General features: G+C 53.8%; 20 protein-coding genes and 1 pseudogene. All 21 read right to left on the minus strand.

Annotated features, from left to right (window positions below; all coding sequences use genetic code 11):
* A partial coding sequence (locus Q2B33_RS13945) for a phage tail tape measure protein (protein ID WP_300914078.1) occupies window positions 1-1,709 on the minus strand: 1,709 nt, incomplete at its 3' end.
* A gap of 187 nt (window positions 1,710-1,896) precedes the next feature.
* Entirely contained in the window at window positions 1,897-2,370 is a 474-nt protein-coding gene (locus Q2B33_RS13950; protein ID WP_300781926.1) for a hypothetical protein, read from the minus strand.
* 122 nt (window positions 2,371-2,492) lie between these two features.
* Window positions 2,493-2,921, minus strand: a complete 429-nt coding sequence (locus tag Q2B33_RS13955) for a phage tail tube protein (protein ID WP_300663094.1) — start codon at window positions 2,919-2,921, stop codon at window positions 2,493-2,495.
* A 17-nt stretch (window positions 2,922-2,938) separates the two neighbouring features.
* Entirely contained in the window at window positions 2,939-4,312 is a 1,374-nt protein-coding gene (locus Q2B33_RS13960; RefSeq protein ID WP_300781929.1) for a phage tail sheath subtilisin-like domain-containing protein, read from the minus strand.
* Window positions 4,312-4,569: a hypothetical protein gene (locus Q2B33_RS13965; RefSeq protein WP_300781932.1), complete on the minus strand. Its 258-nt coding sequence runs from the start codon at window positions 4,567-4,569 to the stop codon at window positions 4,312-4,314. The genes Q2B33_RS13960 and Q2B33_RS13965 overlap by 1 nt, the downstream gene beginning before the upstream one ends.
* Entirely contained in the window at window positions 4,562-5,026 is a 465-nt protein-coding gene (locus Q2B33_RS13970; protein ID WP_300680183.1) for a hypothetical protein, read from the minus strand. Before Q2B33_RS13970 ends, Q2B33_RS13965 begins: the two co-directional genes overlap by 8 nt.
* Window positions 5,027-5,043: 17 nt before the next feature.
* The gene (locus tag Q2B33_RS13975) at window positions 5,044-5,592 is read right to left on the minus strand and encodes an HK97 gp10 family phage protein (protein ID WP_300680186.1); all 549 of its coding nucleotides are present in this window, start codon (window positions 5,590-5,592) and stop codon (window positions 5,044-5,046) included.
* Window positions 5,592-5,954 carry a DUF3599 family protein gene (locus Q2B33_RS13980; protein ID WP_300680189.1) on the minus strand — a complete coding sequence of 121 codons (363 nt, stop codon included), beginning with the start codon at window positions 5,952-5,954 and terminating at the stop codon, window positions 5,592-5,594. The genes Q2B33_RS13975 and Q2B33_RS13980 overlap by 1 nt, the downstream gene beginning before the upstream one ends.
* Window positions 5,955-5,963: 9 nt before the next feature.
* Entirely contained in the window at window positions 5,964-6,380 is a 417-nt protein-coding gene (locus Q2B33_RS13985; RefSeq protein WP_300781936.1) for a DUF3199 family protein, read from the minus strand.
* Window positions 6,337-6,705 (minus strand): hypothetical protein, encoded by a 369-nt coding sequence (locus Q2B33_RS13990; RefSeq protein WP_300781938.1) that lies wholly within the window; start codon window positions 6,703-6,705, stop codon window positions 6,337-6,339. The genes Q2B33_RS13985 and Q2B33_RS13990 overlap by 44 nt, the downstream gene beginning before the upstream one ends.
* A gap of 13 nt (window positions 6,706-6,718) precedes the next feature.
* Window positions 6,719-7,783, minus strand: coding sequence for a hypothetical protein (locus tag Q2B33_RS13995; RefSeq protein ID WP_300781941.1), 1,065 nt, complete (start codon window positions 7,781-7,783; stop codon window positions 6,719-6,721).
* Between the two features lie 20 nt (window positions 7,784-7,803).
* Entirely contained in the window at window positions 7,804-9,108 is a 1,305-nt protein-coding gene (locus Q2B33_RS14000) for an XkdF-like putative serine protease domain-containing protein (RefSeq protein WP_300781944.1), read from the minus strand.
* A 92-nt stretch (window positions 9,109-9,200) separates the two neighbouring features.
* The gene (locus Q2B33_RS14005) at window positions 9,201-9,533 is read right to left on the minus strand and encodes a hypothetical protein (protein ID WP_300781947.1); all 333 of its coding nucleotides are present in this window, start codon (window positions 9,531-9,533) and stop codon (window positions 9,201-9,203) included.
* Window positions 9,527-11,071 (minus strand): EndoU domain-containing protein, encoded by a 1,545-nt coding sequence (locus tag Q2B33_RS14010; protein ID WP_300815114.1) that lies wholly within the window; start codon window positions 11,069-11,071, stop codon window positions 9,527-9,529. Before Q2B33_RS14010 ends, Q2B33_RS14005 begins: the two co-directional genes overlap by 7 nt.
* A 109-nt stretch (window positions 11,072-11,180) precedes the next feature.
* Window positions 11,181-12,875, minus strand: a complete 1,695-nt coding sequence (locus tag Q2B33_RS14015; protein ID WP_300781951.1) for a phage portal protein — start codon at window positions 12,873-12,875, stop codon at window positions 11,181-11,183.
* Window positions 12,875-14,353: a terminase B gene (locus tag Q2B33_RS14020; RefSeq protein ID WP_300781953.1), complete on the minus strand. Its 1,479-nt coding sequence runs from the start codon at window positions 14,351-14,353 to the stop codon at window positions 12,875-12,877. The genes Q2B33_RS14015 and Q2B33_RS14020 overlap by 1 nt, the downstream gene beginning before the upstream one ends.
* On the minus strand, window positions 14,343-15,137 hold the full coding sequence (terS, locus tag Q2B33_RS14025; RefSeq protein WP_300781955.1) for a phage terminase small subunit: 795 nt from the start codon (window positions 15,135-15,137) through the stop codon (window positions 14,343-14,345). Before terS ends, Q2B33_RS14020 begins: the two co-directional genes overlap by 11 nt.
* A 98-nt stretch (window positions 15,138-15,235) precedes the next feature.
* Window positions 15,236-15,757 (minus strand): ParB N-terminal domain-containing protein, encoded by a 522-nt coding sequence (locus tag Q2B33_RS14030; RefSeq protein ID WP_300781958.1) that lies wholly within the window; start codon window positions 15,755-15,757, stop codon window positions 15,236-15,238.
* Window positions 15,750-16,913: a phosphoadenosine phosphosulfate reductase family protein gene (locus tag Q2B33_RS14035; RefSeq protein ID WP_330688132.1), complete on the minus strand. Its 1,164-nt coding sequence runs from the start codon at window positions 16,911-16,913 to the stop codon at window positions 15,750-15,752. The genes Q2B33_RS14030 and Q2B33_RS14035 overlap by 8 nt, the downstream gene beginning before the upstream one ends.
* Window positions 16,889-17,515 carry a ParB/Srx family N-terminal domain-containing protein gene (locus Q2B33_RS14040; protein WP_300781962.1) on the minus strand — a complete coding sequence of 209 codons (627 nt, stop codon included), beginning with the start codon at window positions 17,513-17,515 and terminating at the stop codon, window positions 16,889-16,891. The genes Q2B33_RS14035 and Q2B33_RS14040 overlap by 25 nt, the downstream gene beginning before the upstream one ends.
* Before the next feature lie 74 nt (window positions 17,516-17,589).
* Window positions 17,590-17,845 (minus strand): annotated as a pseudogene (locus Q2B33_RS14045) (hypothetical protein); the annotation flags it as partial.

Genomic DNA, 17,845 nt, shown 5'->3' on the forward strand with positions numbered 1-17,845 from the left:
GTGTGCTCTTCCGATCTCTGGGAAGATGCTGTCAGAGAAGCCTGCGCCTTTTCCGCTTCATCTTCGGCATTTGCCATATAAATGACTGCTGCCGTAACGGCAGCTATCGCCCCCACGACAAGCATAATGGGCCCAAGCGCCGCTGTCATAGTGGCTCCAAGTGCTGCGCTCGCCACCGCTGCGACCTTCGTGACGGCGATATACGCAGTTATGGCCAGGGTGACAGCCCCCACACCAACGGCAACGCCAGTCAGTACCGCAGCAATGGCTGGATGTTCATTGACAAGCTCCGTAAATCCGTCCGTAACATCTGCAATCCCATTCTGGAATCGGCTTATCACCGGGTTCAGGTCATCACCGATAGCAATGGACAGATTGTTGAAGCTGTTCTCCATCCTCTCCGTGCTGTAAGCGGTGGTATCTGTCATTGCCTCGTATGCCGCCTGGGTAGTCCCAGTGGAATTCGCCAGCTTCTCCAGATTGGAGTTGAAGGTGTCCAGCCCCTGATTGATGATGGCATTTGCCGCCTTCCCGGCCTCAGCGCTGCCCCACAGGTTCATCATCGCCTCTCCATCCCGGCCAGCACTCTCATATATGATGTCCAGCACGTCCGCCAGGCTGTATCCGTCTTTCATTAGCTGCCCGAAAGACTTTCCGGTCTCCTCGGTGATGATAGTCGCCACATCGGAGCTGGCACTCCCAAGCTCATTGAACATGCTGGAGATATATGTGGTGGACTCCTCCACGCTGATGCCGGCCTTTGTCAGGCTGATATAGCCCGATTCCAGGTTATAGAGATCCACCGAGTATGCCGATGCTGTGCTGATGGCCTTTCCCATGCTGCTTGCCATCTGGTCTATTGTCAGGACACCTAGGTTCTGGGAAGCGACCAGGCTGTCGGAAATATTGGCAACTTCAGAAGCTTCCAGCCCATATGCATTCAGCGTTGTCGTCAGCACAGACAGCGCGGAGGAAGAAGAGGTAAATCCGGCAGTGGCCAGCTTTGCAGCTTCTCCTACAGTCTCCACTGCATCCTCTGTCGCCACTCCTGCGGAGATGGCATTATAGCTCGCATCCGCCAGCTCGTTCACGTTCCTGGACATATCCATTGACAGCATCGATATCTGTGCGGACAGCTCCCCGGCAGACAGGACTGCCGTGTCGGCGACAGTGGACACCATGGCCACATTCGTCTCAAACTCCGCCGCTGCCTGGGAGCAGCCCATAAAAGCGCTGCCGATTGCTGACAACGCTGTAACAATACCGACAGTGGCCAGCAGCTTATCCAACCCTTCGACTGCATTCTGTGACTGCTCCCCAAAATTCTCCGCATCATCTCCAGCATCCTCGGCCTTATCTCCAAAGTCCCCCAGTTTATCTGATGCCCCATCCAAAGCATCCCCCAAATGGCCTAAAGCCTCCTCCGATATATAGCCCATTTTCCCGAGTTCCTCTGTGGAATATGCGGCCTGCACGGCTTCCTGGTCGTAATTGCCAATCCTGTCTGTACAGAAATCCGTGGCAGAGGCCGCCCGCTCCATGGCATCCGCAGCCCCGGCCGCCCCTTCCGAAATCGCATCATAAGAAGAATCGGCGGCAGCCTCCATCCGGTCAAAGGAATCCAGCGCCTTCGCGCCAGCCGCTGTCATGGTGTCGAACCTTGAGCTTATGTCATCGATAGCCTTAAATACTACAGATACCCCTGCCATGCCTACCGCCTCCTTTCCGTTTTACGATACAGGGAATCCCTGCGGCAGGGGGATTCATCCTCAATCATTTCAGACGCGATATAAAAGCACTTCGTTTTCTGTGGCATGGCGTCAAATTCCTCCGGGCGGAGATTATGCCTTTGCCACAGGCGGTGTGCCCAATAGCCATCTGTCCCCCTGCTCTTTATCAGTTTTTTGCGTCCTCTACCTCCTGCTCGTTGCTCTCTGCCGCATCCGTCAGCCCCAGAATCTCCAGAACCTTTCTGGTCACATACCCAAGCTCGTCATTGTCCGGAAAGACCTTCAGCGGCATATCGGTAATATCAACACAGTCATAATACTTCATAAGCTCGGAATCCTTCAAATCCGGATAGACCAGAGCCTCCACGATGATGTGGCGTGTGGCTTTCACGCTGTCCTTTTCAGTCCTGAAGACCACCTCTCCATTCTGAACTATGTAATTCCCCTTTTTATCCTTCATGGGAGTCCGGGATTTATACATATCGTTGATCCTGGCGATGGCGTCATTATGCAGCTTTTTGACCTCCATCTGCACCACCTCGCCCTTTTCATCCACGAACCGGGCAGGCGCCGGAACCTGGAAGACCTGCTCCTGCTTGGATTCCTCCCTCATGAAATACTTTAGATTCTTGTTCGCCATAGCGCATCCTCCTGATTTGCTGCTACAGGCCTCTATCTTGGCCTGTAGCACGTTTTAAAGCCCATTATGGGTTGACCAAAAACAAGCAGGGCAGGGCACACAAAGCCCGCCTTGCCCCCTGCTCAGACCACGTTCCTCGCACCGAACGCAATGGATTCCTTGACCAGCTCTCCATCCGTATCGATATCCAGAAGCGGGATCTCGCCAGTGATTACGGCACCGGTCACAGTCACCGATTCGCTTCCTACCGTCTCATAGTAGTCCGAATCCGGATCCGTGCGGATCCCCTGGAACGTGAACTCCGGTGTCCTCCCGTTGGAAATATAATCTTTTACAATCCTTTCATACCGTGCCGTGGTCTTGTATTCATCTAGCGTGCCGGTGATGTCGTAACCGACCCAGCGCCGATGCGTCCCCTTCTTCCCGACAATGCGGTAGTTCGCCACCTTGGGCACGAACCGTATCGTCATCTTCACAGAGTCCATCACCTCTACGCCATTGATATACGCCTTGCCTTCCACGGCGCTGAGCGGCTTGATATTCTCTGACATGCCTTACACCTCCCTTCCTATCGTGTGGAAATCGAAAAGTACAGCTTCTCCGCGGAGTCCACCGCATGCAGGCCCACTTTGAAATATGTCTCGTCCCCCTGGCTGCGGCTCTGGTCGACATAAAAGTCCTCCTCCAGGTTGATGTCCATAATCGAGCCGTCCCCGCCGCCTGATACCGGGCCATAGGAATTGAGCAGCCCCCGGCCGATCCCCTCCATGATGAGCCATCCGTCCGGGCCATTGTTGAACTTGTTCGGCGGAAACGTCAGCCGCAGCAGCTCCGCAAAGGAATCATACACACGGATGACGCGGTTCTTCGCATAGTCGAAGGTCTTTTCCGTGGTGAAGCTGTGCAGGGAGTTGATGTCATATTCCACCACGACCCTGTCCTCATCGGAACGCGAAAAGAAGAACTCCCCGTTCCGGATCGCCTCGACCGCCTCCTCATTGGACTTTACGCCGATGATATCGATTGCCCCCGTGTACTCCACGCCTGTATTTGACTGGATTTTGGAAGCCCCGGCCGTCGCCCCTGCCACCCATGCGCATGCCTGGGCAATCGTGAGCGGCTGTCCATCCGCAGTGCCATTGTCCAGGACCACAGAATTCGTCACGTTGATGATGCCCTCATAGTCCGCCTTGCAGTTGGGCAGGACTGCCTGCACATATTTCCCCACGCTGTCCCGGAGCATCTTGATCTTGGCGATGCACACGGCCTGCAGCGTATCTTCTGTGACCGGGAAGCACATGGTATTCCAGCGGATCTTCTCCACCTTGTCCAGGAATTCCGTGACTGCGGAGTTCTCCGCCGTCCCATTGTCCCCGCCCTCCAGCCGCAGGGACGCGAACGCACTCAGCTCCGTTTCTCCAGAAACTGTCTTGAATGTGACATATTTTCCTACGGATGCCGCAATCAGATCCCTGAAGGTCTTCACCCCTTCATAGACCTCCACCTTCTCCGTGCCCATATAGACCGTGACATCAAAGCCGCCGAGCACGTTCTCAGAGGATACGACAGAGATGTCATTCCCTCTGGTACCAGGATATGCCGCAGTCACCGTCAGCCCGTCCGCTGTCTCCTTCTCTGCCGCAGTGCCCGTATTGATGACATAGACATAGCAGGTGACCGCATTCTTGAAAATCTCGCGCACCATCAGCATAAAGTCATCCGCATCATAGACGCTTCTGCCCAGCTTATGCAGATAGGCATCCGGGGAATCCACGGAAAGCTTGATAAACTCCCCATTCGGCCCCCAGTCATACCCGACAAAGGGAATCACGGCAATGCCACGGGTAGAGCCCCTCGCTTTCTGCTGCTTCTTGGACTTCACATTGATATAGCTGCCAGGCCTGACCTTGCCCACGTTGATGTCAAAATTTCCACCAGCCATTACTTCCTTGCCTCCTTCTTTATGGATTTCTTCAGCCATGAATCCACCATGGCCTTCATCTCCGGGACGCTGTACTTCCCTTTTTCCTTCCCGGCTGTCGCCCCGATGAACGTGCTGGACGTCACATGGAACAGCTTCATGCAGTTCGCCTTCAGCACCTCATATGGGAACTTCCGTTCCCCTACCCCAGAAGATTTTACCGGCTCTTCTGCCGCCTGGTTCGCCGCATTCTTATCGGCATCCTTTCCTTTAGGCATGTCGCCCCTCCTTCCCTATCGGCAGTCCATTCATGAAGATGTCCCTGGCGAGCGCGACCTCCCTGGCATCATACCGGGTATGTCGGTCCCATGACAGCTCCATCTGGTACACCCCGTTCTCGATCCTTTTCAGCTTCGGCATGTTCACCCGGAAGTGCTTGCCAGTCTGCTTTCCAGCTTCATCCACCAGCGGTATCTTCCTCCGTTTTCCCATGATTGCCTGCAGCACTCTCTCGGCCAGCCCATAGGCAGCCAGCGTGTCATGATCCATGAATTTGATGTACATGGCGAATTCGGTCTTATAGGCATTTGTAGAAAGCTCTGCCGCGGTCGAGCTCGGAGTCGGATAAAACACGCATGGGGTCAGCATGTCCAGCGGCACTTCCTCGAAATACGGCTGTGCTGTGATGATGCCGGCCACGAAATAGTAGATTGCAGCGATTTCAAATTCCAGCATATTCCCACCTCACAGACTTATAAGAAATCGGAAAAATACTTTTCCAGCCATTCCTGCATCTTCTCTTCCATGTACATAGGTGCAATCCTTTCCATGAGCCTGACCGCTTCGTCAAAATAGTGGCTGCCTTCTATCCATTTCTGCTTCAGCAGCATCCCGGTCTTTGCACCCGGCTCATAAATGAATCTTGCATCCTTGTCCTCGGGCGGTCCTGTCCAATGCCCTGGAACCCACCGTGTGCTGACGCCTTTCGGATTCAGCCAGTGGCCGTCGTTCACATAGGATGCGTATCCCACATTGGTGCCTACTTCTATCTGCAGAGCACCCTCCTGGGCAATAAAGACATTGCCATTTTCGCCTTTCTGGAAACTGTTCAATAACAATCGTGTGTCCACCGACTCTGCCCGTATGATTGCATCCTGCACATGAGAAAGAAAATCTACCCCCAGGGAATCCAGGAACCGATTCAGTTCCTTTTTGAATCCCCCTCCTCGACCAGCCCGCTCCATCTTCTCGACGAACTTCCTCAATTCCGTGGTGTCCACACTCACATACTTCCCAGCCACTAAATCGCCCCTTTCACCTTCCCTTTCCGCTGCACCTGCACGGTTATGTGATGATTCCGGATATTCCTCGGAATCTCCGCATAATAGGCAATTCCGCTGCCAAGGTCGTAGATTTTGTCGTTCACCCGGACATCGGTCCCATACGGCAGGTTCAGCTTGCCGACCGTCGTGTATTCGTTGGCATCCTCTGTCTGGTTCAGCGTCCCTGTGTCCGACACATTGAAATGGCATGGGACATCAGCCACGTCTGGCTCCTCCGGATAGACAGATGTCTCCCCGGCTATCCCATACCCCAGGCTCTTCTCCTCCTTCTTCATATGGTATATGGCGCATCTTTGATCCAACAGGTTCTCAAACGACATAGGCACCTCCTACAGCTTCCGCAGATTCATGGCCACTTTCCCGCTGTCTTCCGGTAGGACATATTCCGCCAGCATCATGCCGAGCCCCAGGCTGTCCGCAATGTCCGTCTCTGTGTCAACGGTATAGGAATAGTCATCGAAGGTCTCCGAACTCAGCGCCCCTTCCTTCTGCGTGATGGCCTGCTTCGCATAGGCCTCCGCCAAAAGGATGACTGCCATCGTCACATCCGATGGCAGCCTGCTCTCATATTCCTCTGCTTCAAACCTATTGTGTGTATGGAAGATCACATACCGCTCTGCCCTGGCTATGTCATAGGCCAGCTGGCTGTCGGTTCTGGCTTCTACCTTCGGAGATGATGTGTACTCCCGAATCTGCTGCGGTTCAATCCAAGGCCTCTTCATGCTCTCCCCCTGATTCTTCTTCATAATCTGCCTGCGCAAAGCCCATTACATCAAGCGCGTCCTGAATTCGCGAAACCCTCTCGCCATTGTTATTACAGCCCTCAATGTCGATGCCATGAGCCTCGGCAAACGCAATCAGCTCGTCCTTCTTCATAGACCTTATATCAGCAGGTGCAGAACCACCATCCGTAGGCTCAGAAGCCTCCAGTCCCTCGTCCGCTATCTCGAACCGCCCTGTTCCCATAAGTTTCTCAGCGACATCATCTTCAACATCTACAGGGATTCCCTTGATACATGAGAACCCCTTTGCGGCATAGGATAGCCCCGATTTCAAGCATATCTTCTTCATAATGGCACCCCTCCTATGCAAGTTCCGTGAGCAGCGGAGGAAGGTTCATGATGATGGCTGCCGCCTCAAGCTCCTCGATGATTGCATCAAAGTCGAAATGGACGACATAGTACTTCTTATCCTCCCTGATTGCCTGTACGGATGTCTCGTCCTTCTTAATCTTCATCGTGTATGTATTGACCTGGACGAAGTTCTTCGGGTTGGAGAGGATGACCGTATTATCCGGCATCATCGGGACGCCCATGGAAGGGATGCCCACAGGGCTCTTATATAAGCTCTCAGGCACCGCGCCCCCTGCATTGATGACTTTATTGAGCAGGAACATCTCCCACTGCTGTGCCCTTGTGGGGCTCATCATCCAGCGGAGCGTCCCATCGTTGAACCTGGGGGGCAGGGAGGCCACCGCCTTGTAGAACATGTCAAGCTCCATCTCCTTTGCTCCAGAGACATCGATGATATGGCCATTTCCGAGCATCTTGATTATACCATCGTTCTGGCCGAGAAACACCTTATCTGCCGCGTCTCCAATCCGTACAGCCTCTGCGGCATTCCAGGCCCCCGCAGTATGGTTCGACATGAAGACGTAAAGGCTGCCGGCTTCTATGACGCAATCTCCGGCCGCATATGTCTTACTAGCAGAGAACACCTCTGCTGCGGCTGCCTTTTCCTCCCCATTGAGCAGGAGATCCTCGGAATCGACACCGACCTGTGAGGTCATGAGGTTGGTCACAATCCCGTCCATGTTCTCCCCCTCGATGTTCTGTCTGAGCGTCTCGTTGGTGATGTCCCAGTCAAGCCTCGTCGCTTTACAGGCATAATTGACCACCCCGAATTTGGGGCTTGCGGTCACCCCATCGAACGCGTTCTCGGTCTTCGGGCGGAGCAGCCTGTGGCCGATGCCAATCTTATCGATCTCACCTGATTTTTCCGTCCTCGTCACATGCCTGATTGCTTTCTGGAAAGGCGTCGCCTCGAATGTCTGCACCAGGAACTTCTTGGCCTGATATGGGGTGAGCGTTCCATGGGAGACTGAGTCTGTTGTTATTGTGTCTTTGATAATCTGTGCGTTTGTCGGCATAATGTTTTCTCCTCCTTTTCTTAGATGATGCCATGCAGATAGTGCTGCTCCTGCTTCTCGACGGTTCCCGCAGCGTCATTGAGGTTCCCGGGGAGCGCCCTGCTCTTCATCACAGGCCCCAAGGCCTTCATCACAGGCTCCATGGCTTTTCGGATCTCCTCCCCGACCATCTTAGCGATTGCATTCGGCGCCACATCCCCGGCAGGTGCATCTGCAGCTCCAACAGCGGTGCCGGCATCTCCTCCACCATCCCCTTCCGGAGCCAGGGCCTCCAACTGCTTCACCACAGGCTCCATGGCCTTCTTCACCTCTTCGGCCACTACTGTTTTTACTTCCTCTGTCGTCATCCCAACATCCTCCTTCTGAACATTGTCTGTTTCTGCCGCCGGCTCTTCCTGGAACTCTGCCAGGAATGTGCCGAGCGTATCATAAATGCCCTTGATGGCATTCAGATTCTTCGCGCTGAGGCTCTTCCCCTGCTTCAGGACAGATGCCGGGGCTGTCCCTGCTGCCTTTTCCAGGGACTTCACGATGCTTCCATCCGATGTGAGGAGCTGCGTGACGATATCGTTGAAATCCTCCAATGCCTCCCGGATGGCGTCTTCATCGGAGCTGTAGCCCCACTCCCACATGCCTGTGTCCGGATTATAGAAGTTCCCTTCCAGCGTGCTCCTGAGCGCATACCAGGCAGAATAGAAGTTGTCTTCCTTGACCCTGCGCTGGAAGTTGGTCTTCACGGCGCCTTTCTCCACCACGTCAAAGCCCATTGCCTTGGCCAGCCGCCGGAACAGACCCTTGGTCCCCTCCTGCTTCTCTACTGACAGCGTCACGTCCTCCTCCGAGTACACGCCCACCCCTCCCATGGAAAAGCCTGTAATCTCCCCCTTCTGGATGGACTCCCACACACCGGCATCGCTGATTTCCATGGTCATCAGCCATGTGCCTTTTTTGATGCCCTCCCCATCAATCTCCATGTCGCACTTCGCCACATAGGACTCCACCACGGCAGCACCGTCACATTTCTCAAAACAGTGCTGCAGGTCCACCTGGTTGCCGTTCTTGGCGAACCAGTAAGCCGCCTTCGTAATCTCCTCCTCGGTCATGTAGTTCCCCTGGCTGTCCTCCACCATAGGCTCATACACGATTCCTGTCACAAAGTGGCTGTCCGCATCTGCCTTCAGGATTCGGCCGAATGTGGCGAAATTTGCAGCCCCATCCTCCGATTTGGTGATCAGGAACTGCTTCTTGTTCGCAGCCTTGCCCACCAGGGACACAAAGCTGATTTTTGCATCTGTAATTGCGTATGCTTTCGCAATCCGCGGCATAATCCCATACCTCCTTCCAAAGAAGCACAGCAAAAAGGCACCCTTTCCGGATGCCTCTCTCTGTCCTCTATGCTATTCCAATCCCCTGCAGCTCATTCGGTCAATGCCTCGGCCTTTCTCTCGCTCTCCCTTTTCCTGAACTCCTTCATCCTTGTGGACTCCCTGTCGATTTTCTCTTCCAGTCTTTCAAGGGCTTCCCATACTTCATCTGTCATGAACTTGCCATAAATATATTCAAAGCAACCTTCAATCTCATCCAAATCATCCACATCCATCTCGTTCAGGTAGGCAAGGATTTCCTCCACGTCATCGCCGAATGCTTCCATAAGAGGAAAAATTACGAGTTTTGTAAAATCAAGCCCCTGGGTATCCTCCAATTCATCCCACCACTTAACTAGGCTTTCCACCTCATTTTTATCTACCATTTACCCGTCACCTCCCTCTGCTTTGCATCTGGAAATATGGTGTCAATGTTATGATGCGCATCCTCAAATATACCCACCGTTACACCATCATGCTCCTGAAATTTTCGGTATCCAATAATATTTCCTGCTTTATCCGTTAATTCCTCTGTTACTGCTGGCCTGTTCGCAACATACGTTCCAGCAACGCGCACCTTTTCATTGTCCCAATCTTCTGGGAACCATGACTGCCCTGTTTTCCCTAAACCCTTATCCTTTGTAGCATGGCCTTCCACTCCACCTATCCGGACACCATTGTCATATGTCTTTTCAATCCTATACGCAACCCCCCGGCTTGAAAGCTCGCCTAGATTTGCCTGCGAGTGCCCGCCTCCCTTCATCCTGCCGCCATTGTCCCTACCGGCTGGCTTCTTTGGATTTTTTAGGTTGGTGAAATCCCCCACCGTGGAATGCCTCAAAGCAGAGCCGCTTACAGTAAATATACCATCTTCCCGCAGTTTCTGCAATGAGGTCTTCTTGACTTTCGACAGCATTTCATCGCTGTCGATCAATCCGGCATCATAGAGAGCCATCTTGGTCTTTCCCAGGTACTCGACCTGTTCCTCCCGCGTCTTCCCCTTGAAGTTCTCAAGAGCGGAGTATGGAGTGATTCCTGCCTTCGCCTTATTCTGCTCATCCAGCTCCTTCTTCCATGCGGCATCCTCCTCCTCTATGTATTTCTGTTGCAGCCGCCTGCGCTCTTCCAGGCTCATGCCTATGGCACCATCGGCGGCTACCCCTCTGTGGACGCAGTGGCAGTTCACGCTCTCGCCTGGCGGGAGACAGGGGTCTCTTGGATACATGGGATTATATGTCTTGCCATCCTTCCCTTTCAGTACGAACGGCTGATTCTTTGGGACAATCTGGCCATCCATGTCCACATGGTTAGGGCGCGGCTTATTCTTATGCGCCCCCGTGTGCCTCCACTCCTTCCGGTCAGTGGATGGGCTCTGCTGGATTGCCTCTTCCCTGGCCACCGAATGGGCCCGGAGCACTTCGGTAACGGCCACCCTCCTGGCCTTATAATACTCGCTCCGCCAGCCTCCATCCATAATCTTCCGCGTCAGCTCCTGTATGCTTCCACCCTCGTCCATAGTCCGCTTGAAAAGGTCGGTAATCTCCCTGTGGGTACTGATTTGCATCAGCCTCCCAAGTTCCGCGCTCCAGGAAGCGAACCAGCTCTCTGTCCTCTTCTGTATGGCATCGACCACCAGCTCCCCATCTGTCTCCTGCATGTAGGCCGTGGCCAGCTTAGGAATCTCAGACTCGAACATCACCACAGCCGCCTCCCCAATCCGTTCAGCGATGTCGTCATCCTCCAGCATCTCAGCGACATTCTCTTGCGCTTTCTCCCAATCGCCCTCCGGCGCGTCCTCCAGCGCTGCCACGAAGGCTTCCGTCTGACCCTGGAGCGCCTCGGCCACGCCCTCCTGCAAGGAATCAATTGCCTCGACAGTCTCCTCCGCCTCAGCAAAGCCCTCGTCTGCCAGCACATCCGCCATGTCTTCATCCGCTTTGGCAAGATACCGGTCTATCGCGTCCAGTATGCCGTCCCCATTGGATATGACGGCTTCCGCAATCATCCGATAATATAATGGCTGCTCCAGCATGTCATCCACCTGCCTTTTCCCGGTACCCGTTCAGCGCCTTCCGTATCTCCAGCATGACCGGCACGATGTCCGCGTCATATGCAGCCGCCTTCTGGATCTGGCTGTCAAGCTGCTCCATCTCTTCATCCGAAACCCCTCTGGCTGCTTTCTGAGGCCCGCTATCTTGGCCTGTAGGCGCGTTTTTCTGCGATGGTGGTTCAATCATTGTCCCGAATCCGGAATTGTCCTGCTGCCCCTGTGAGAGCGTTCTCGAACATGCCAGCGGGATGTCGCCCCAGCCTCCATCATAGTCCTCACAGCCGTCCTTCCCCAGCACTTTATATGTGAGCTCCTTCGCCGTATTGGGCGTCAGGCCTCCGGCTCTCTCTGTGATGTTCAGCATCTTCTGGATGTCATCAGGGTTGGTGATGTCCGGCCCATCGAACCGCGCCTCCACATAATGGAAGCCGTAGCCATTCAGCAGCTTCTGGTTCACCGCCCAGGCCAGAGACGCCCTCTCCGGCTGGAACACCTGCTTCTCTGTGACCTCCATGGCCGTCTGCGCCGTCGCCCTGTTGAAGTCCGTGGTGTATCCAACATACAGATCCGGGAGCAGGAATGCGGACTGGGTCTTCTTCCTGCCGTTCTCCTGATACTCCTGGAATAGTTCATCTTTCTGTAGGATTGTGGCAAGGTCTTTGATCTCCACCTCCGGCTTCTCTTGGCTCGTGAATGCCGCCGTCGTCTCCAGCGTATCCGTCTCCAGCACCAGAAAGGAATGCTGGCCGCTCTCCCCCTCGATGCCCGCCATGTACTCCCTCAGCTTGGAGAATGCCGAATCCGACAACGTGCCGCCCTTGACCAGGATCATGAGGGGCGTGTGCCGCCCATGCCGGAAATAGCTGTTGTTCAACACCTCCGCCCGCCGGTTCCCGTCCACGGTCAGCACCTGGCCTATCCAGCGGACCTCCCCATAAGGCATGCTCCCAATCCGGAACTCGATGATCTCGTTGGCCTGGTCATCTATCCCTATGGCTTCGTCCGACTCGCCCATGTACTTCCCGTCCCTCTTGTCCATGATGCGGGGATCGCCGAACTCCTTGAAGTACACCGTCTTGCCGCCTACGTTCTGCCGGAACTTCCGGAACTTCTTTTTCCTGTCGACCGCCTCCCCCTTATGGAAATACTGGATGTCCACATAAGGCCGGAGCGGATAGGTCATGTCGATGGAGGGCGTATCGACAATGAACTGCAGCTCCGCCACCTCCTGCATCTGGTTCCTGATGACCTCGCAGTAGGCTATCCCATAGGTCTCCCTGTCACGGATGACGTTCTCGAACACTTCCTTGGTCTGCATGTCCATATTGAGCAGCGCGATGATTTTCTGCAGCGCGTCCCACTCCGCTTTCATCTCCGGCATCTCCGCATCATGGTCTTCCGCGTATCTCACAGAAATACCAAAGCCCGCAATATTGCTCTTATAGGCTCTGATGCACTGGGGAAGGATGGTGGAATTGTCCACCAAAGCTTTCAGGCCCCGCATGTCCACCGGATGGGGTATCCAGTCGGAAGCGGATGTCTGCATGGATGAATCCAGCTGCTCTCCCTTGTCCGACTTCTCCACTTTCTGTCCATAGAATACCGTCGGTGCATCCATGCCGGACGATTTCACTATCTTTACATCTATCTTCGCCGTAGGCCTCTTCCCTTCACCCATCAGCCCTTGCCTCCTTTCTTTTTATAACTCATCGGCAGACACACCAGCAGGACGCAGTCCCCTTCATCAGGTGAGGATAGCCCTCTGTCTTTCATCTCCTGCTTGCTCTCCACTTTCTGCTTGCCATTGCTGCAGAACTCGAATTTCCGGCATGACAGCTGGCCGATAAGGTCGCCGTCATCCGGCAGTATGACTTCCGGCGCATGGGGCCGCCCATGGTCATCATAAGGCGCAATCAGATCCCTTACCACCCCCATCATGTAGGTGGTTGAATCCGCATAATGCCTATGCTTGATTGGCACCCCGAAATTCACGGCCAAGATGGCCATGTCCCCGAACACTGCCGGGTCAGACCGTTTCCAGTTTCTTAGCTGGTCGACGACACCGCCGCCGACACCGCCGTCATCCACCTTGATGCCAATCTGCCCCTGGAACTGGAACCTCTGCTTCAACTCCTTATAAAGCTTTGCTATCATGCTGGCCGTCCAGGTCGTGTCCTTGCCATTGTACTTCTTATAGAACCGAACGACCTCGTTCACCCGGTATCCGATGCAGGTCTTGTCATCGCCATAGCGGGCCACGTCGCATCCTATCTCTATCCGCTCCACGCCGCTCACGTCCACTGGCTGGAGGTTCCCTGCGCTGTCCCGGAACCTCCCGAACGCCCTGGCTGTAACCTCCGACATCTCCGTCCTGGTGCTCTGCTCCAGGAACGCGATTGGGATGAACACATCGTCCTCCTGCTCCGGGAACTCGCCGTATACACGGACACGGACCACATTGCTGTTCTCCCCATACTTCCGCTTCATGGCCTCTATGTTCTCTTTATTGGTGCGCCCGCTGGTCTCCGCGTTCACAGTATGGCATCGGTACAGCGCATGATCCACCGTATGGCTCTCATAGAAGGTGCCGCTGGTCTTCGTGGGGTTCCCCATCAGTAGGAGCTTGTTGTTGGCTCCGGCCAGCGTGCCGGTGATTGCCTCCATGATTGGATCCGCCACGCCGGATGCCTCGTCTACGATGAAGAGCATGTTGTCCTCGTGGAATCCCTGCATGTTCTCCGGCTTTGTCGCCGTCCTGGCCACCGCGAACCAGCGCTTCTCATATCCAATCATGTAGACATATGTCTTCGTCCATCTGAGCAGCATGGGGAGCAGCGGGGAGTTGTTCATCCACTTGTCCACCTCCGACCACAGCACGTCATGGAGCTGCTGCTTTGTGGGAGCCGTGGCAACGATGCGCGGATATGGGAAGCAGACCAGGAACCAGAGGAGCAGCGCGGCTTCCTCGCCGGTCTTCCCCACGCCCTGTCCAGACTTGACGGACACCCTCGGATAATCCCTTAAATCATATGCCACCTTTATCTGCCAGTCGTCCGGCTCGAACAGCAGAACCTCGCGCATGAACAGAACCGGGTCGCTCTGCCATAACGGGATGCTTTCGTCAAGGAAATCCTCCAGCCAGGCCTCATTTTCCATCCCGCTGCCCCCTTTCCGCCAGTATCTTTTCTGTCCAGGCTTTTAAGATATCCTTTCCAGCCCCCTCGTTTTCCAGCTTCTGGCTCTCTGACCTGAGCCTTGCCAATGCCTCAATGGCTCTGGTCTTAGCCTTCTGCACCTTGGTGAGCTCGGCCTCCAGTGCCATTATGCTGTTCATGACAGCCTCTGTATGCGTAACGCTGGTTTCTGTCACCTTCTTATATTTTCCTTCGCCGATGCTCTCTCCATCAGAACCAACCAGATCCTCAACCTTTTTCGTCTTGGACGCTGCCTTTACGGCCAACCCATGGTTCTCTGCTTCCAGCTCACGATAGCGCTTGATGCTCCTCATAAGCCTACGTTCCCTCAGGGAGAACATCTGCAGCTGCATGATCAGGTGCGCTTCCTCGGCATCTTCCATGCTCTCTATCAAATCCCGCTCTTCATCATCCAGCGCATCCCAGTATATTCCGGAATATGCCCCATGCTTCTCCGCATTCTTGTTCCTGTATGGTGGCGCTCCTCCCTTCGAGCCCTCGGCGTTACGGTTGCCCGGCTGTCCGCCCCGCTTCCTTTTTTGCAACGTTGCATTGCCTTCCGCTTCGGTTTTCGCAACGTTGCATCTGGTCTTTTTTGAGGGTTCCGTTCCCCATTTCCCCCGGTTTTTCCAGCTGCGGATCGTCCCCTCCGGAACATCGAGCTTCTTGGCAATATCAATAAGCTTCATCCCTTTATGGAACAGCTTCTCCGCTTCTGCCTTTTTGTCGCTTGGCGCCCTCGGCATACCACCACCTCTCTTCTATTCGTTTTCGTTTCCATAAAAAGAGAGGGGGCAACGCGCTCCCTCTCCGTTCCGCTTTACGAATATTATTTGTCAGTACATTAAATCTTCGTTATGAACTCAGCTTTAGAGAACCCTTCCCCTGGCTTGACCATCATCTTAAGGAAGTCCTCCTTGGAGAACTCTGAAAGCCGGAAGATTTCCTCCGGCCTCATCCCGAGCTGCTTCCCTATCTCCTCCACCGACTTGCCCTCTCCCATCAGTTCCTTGACGATTGCCTTCATGGGCTCCAGCAGATGTGTGCCTCGCGCCCTATTATGGGTAACTGTCCCGTAGATGTTCCCGGCCTTGTCCTTATGCTCCACAATGACCACCGGCACCTTCCCGCACAGCCTGGAACGCAGCGGCTCCTCATCGGCAACCGTCCACCGGTGGAATCCATCAATAATCGTAAAGTCCGGCCTCACCACAATCGGCAATGTCCATCCATTGGCCAATATAGACTGCTTCAGCAGCTCCAGGTTCTGCCTTGACACTTTATTCGGGTTATAGTCATTAGGCTTCACCATCCTCCTGTCCACCCACTGGAGCGTTGACAGAGGGCCGCATAGCTTATCATCCATTTGTCATCCCCTCCTGTTTCATGGCTTCCGCAGCATACTTCCCATAAATCCTCTGGTACAGCGCCCTGAACGAGCGCAGCTTCGGGTCGCCGGACAAAAGCCCTTCATAGATTGCTTTGCAGTCCTTGTTATCTGCTATGGCAGATACGCCCATGAAGAAATTACGGTACTTTTCAGCCACATACCGTTTGTGTTTTGTCCGAAAGTTCCTATCCATATCAGAAAACAACAGCAAAAGAGCCGCCTTATAGTCCTTTTCAGCACCCCCCTTTTCATTCTGCTTCCTGGCAACTGTATTCCTGCCGAACATCTCACTATCCCAATATAGGGCTGCCAGATAGGCATTAGGTTCCCGCCGTACGATCCTTTCCATCAGGTCAGGATAGTACTCATTCATCTTCACAAGGCTCTTTGCAGTGTCAACGGAGAAGAACTGCGATACCCTCAACTGCCCCTTTCTCGTGCCGGACTGCCATAGAAACAGATAGATTTCAGGTATGTCCACTTTTTGCCGCGAAAGATAGAGCCATACATCATTGTCCTTCCAATCGTAGATCGGGAAAACCTGATGCTTGTTAGTCATGGATTTTCCAGCTCTCAGGGCGGTTGCCACATTTTGTAGCCTCTGGACAGATTCCGCTGTCCTGATTCCTGTAATCGTAATTCCATCGGCGCTTATCCGTGGCAGGAAGTCTTGATACGCATCCACTCGGGGGCGCAGCATCTGGTGGCTCCGAATCGCAAAGGATGGCGGCTTCCTTACCCAGACATCCTTTTTATATCTGTCCCAGCAGATAAAAGTTTCGTCATTGGACAATTCATTAAAGCAGTTATAGTGCTTCACCTCCAGGCAGAACCACTCAAACTTTGCTCCGACCAGCATGAATTTCTTCCGCCATTCCCTTACCTTTTCCTCTATGCATGGGAAAATGGCTTCTTCATCAATAAATTGCACAATGAGCTGCATCGGGGCAATCTCTCCCATCTGTATCAGATCCATTACCAGCTGAGCCAGGCAAAGGCTGTCCTTCCCACCGCTGAAAGACATATATACAGGGAGACCGTTTCGGAAAACATTCCGAATCCTGATCTTTGCAGCTTCCACCACATCAATACTGGCCAGGCATCTTTTTATAGCCATATCTTTTCCCCGCATTTCGGGCAGACAGCAAATTTTCTTATCTCGGTGGAATCTTCATTATCTGCCGTCGGCTCCTGCTGCGCTGCTGTGGCCGGAGCCTGTTCCATCTGCTGCTCTCTCTGGCCGGTATGCATCTGCTGATCCTTTCTCTCTGCCGCTTCCTTAATGCTTTGAATCTCGCCTTCGTCAAGTGTGCCGTATTCGGAAAGCTTGCTTGTGATATCCTCGGCCTCCGATACCATCTGCTTCAGTATCTCTTCATCGAACCCCGGGATGTCCAGATCCCCCCGCAAATCCTCCAAAAAGCTGTTCAGAGTATCCAGGTTCTCAATCCCCAGGCTGAAAATCTTATTGTCAGCAATCATCAGCTTCTTTTTCTGGTTTTCCGTGAGATTGTCATACCGGTACACGTCCGCCGTGTCCTTCCCCATAGCAATGAGCGTATCATACAGGCCGTTTCCAGCCAGAATGACATTCTTTTCATCCACGACAATCGGCCTGATCTGCCCGAACATCTCCACGCTCCGGCGAAACTCTTTAATCTGCTGCTCTGTATGTATCCTGACATTCTTCTCAGGCTTGACCAAATCGGCCAGCTTCATTTTTATTATTTTCACGTCCGCATCCTCCAAGATGATTTGGTAGGAGCGTCTGCAACGTATGACCTATATGCTATCTGCAAATAGCGAAATCATTTCAGGCTATCCAGAAAATCCTTAGCGCTCTGGATATGCGCCGCGGCCTCTGCCACGATGGTACTATCTATCTCGTAGACCTCCGCCCAGGCGCTTTCTACATTCCCTGTCCACTGCCGTGCCGGCCATGGATGCGTGCCGCAGAGATACCCGTTCTTCCAGCCATAAATCGGCGGCATCTCCAGATTGTGATAATAGATATATGCCAGCATCTGTTCATGTGTCCAGTCGGAGAGCGGGCTGTATCTCGTC

The sequence above is a fragment of the uncultured Acetatifactor sp. genome (assembly GCF_948601915.1).
Lineage (GTDB): Bacteria > Bacillota > Clostridia > Lachnospirales > Lachnospiraceae > Acetatifactor.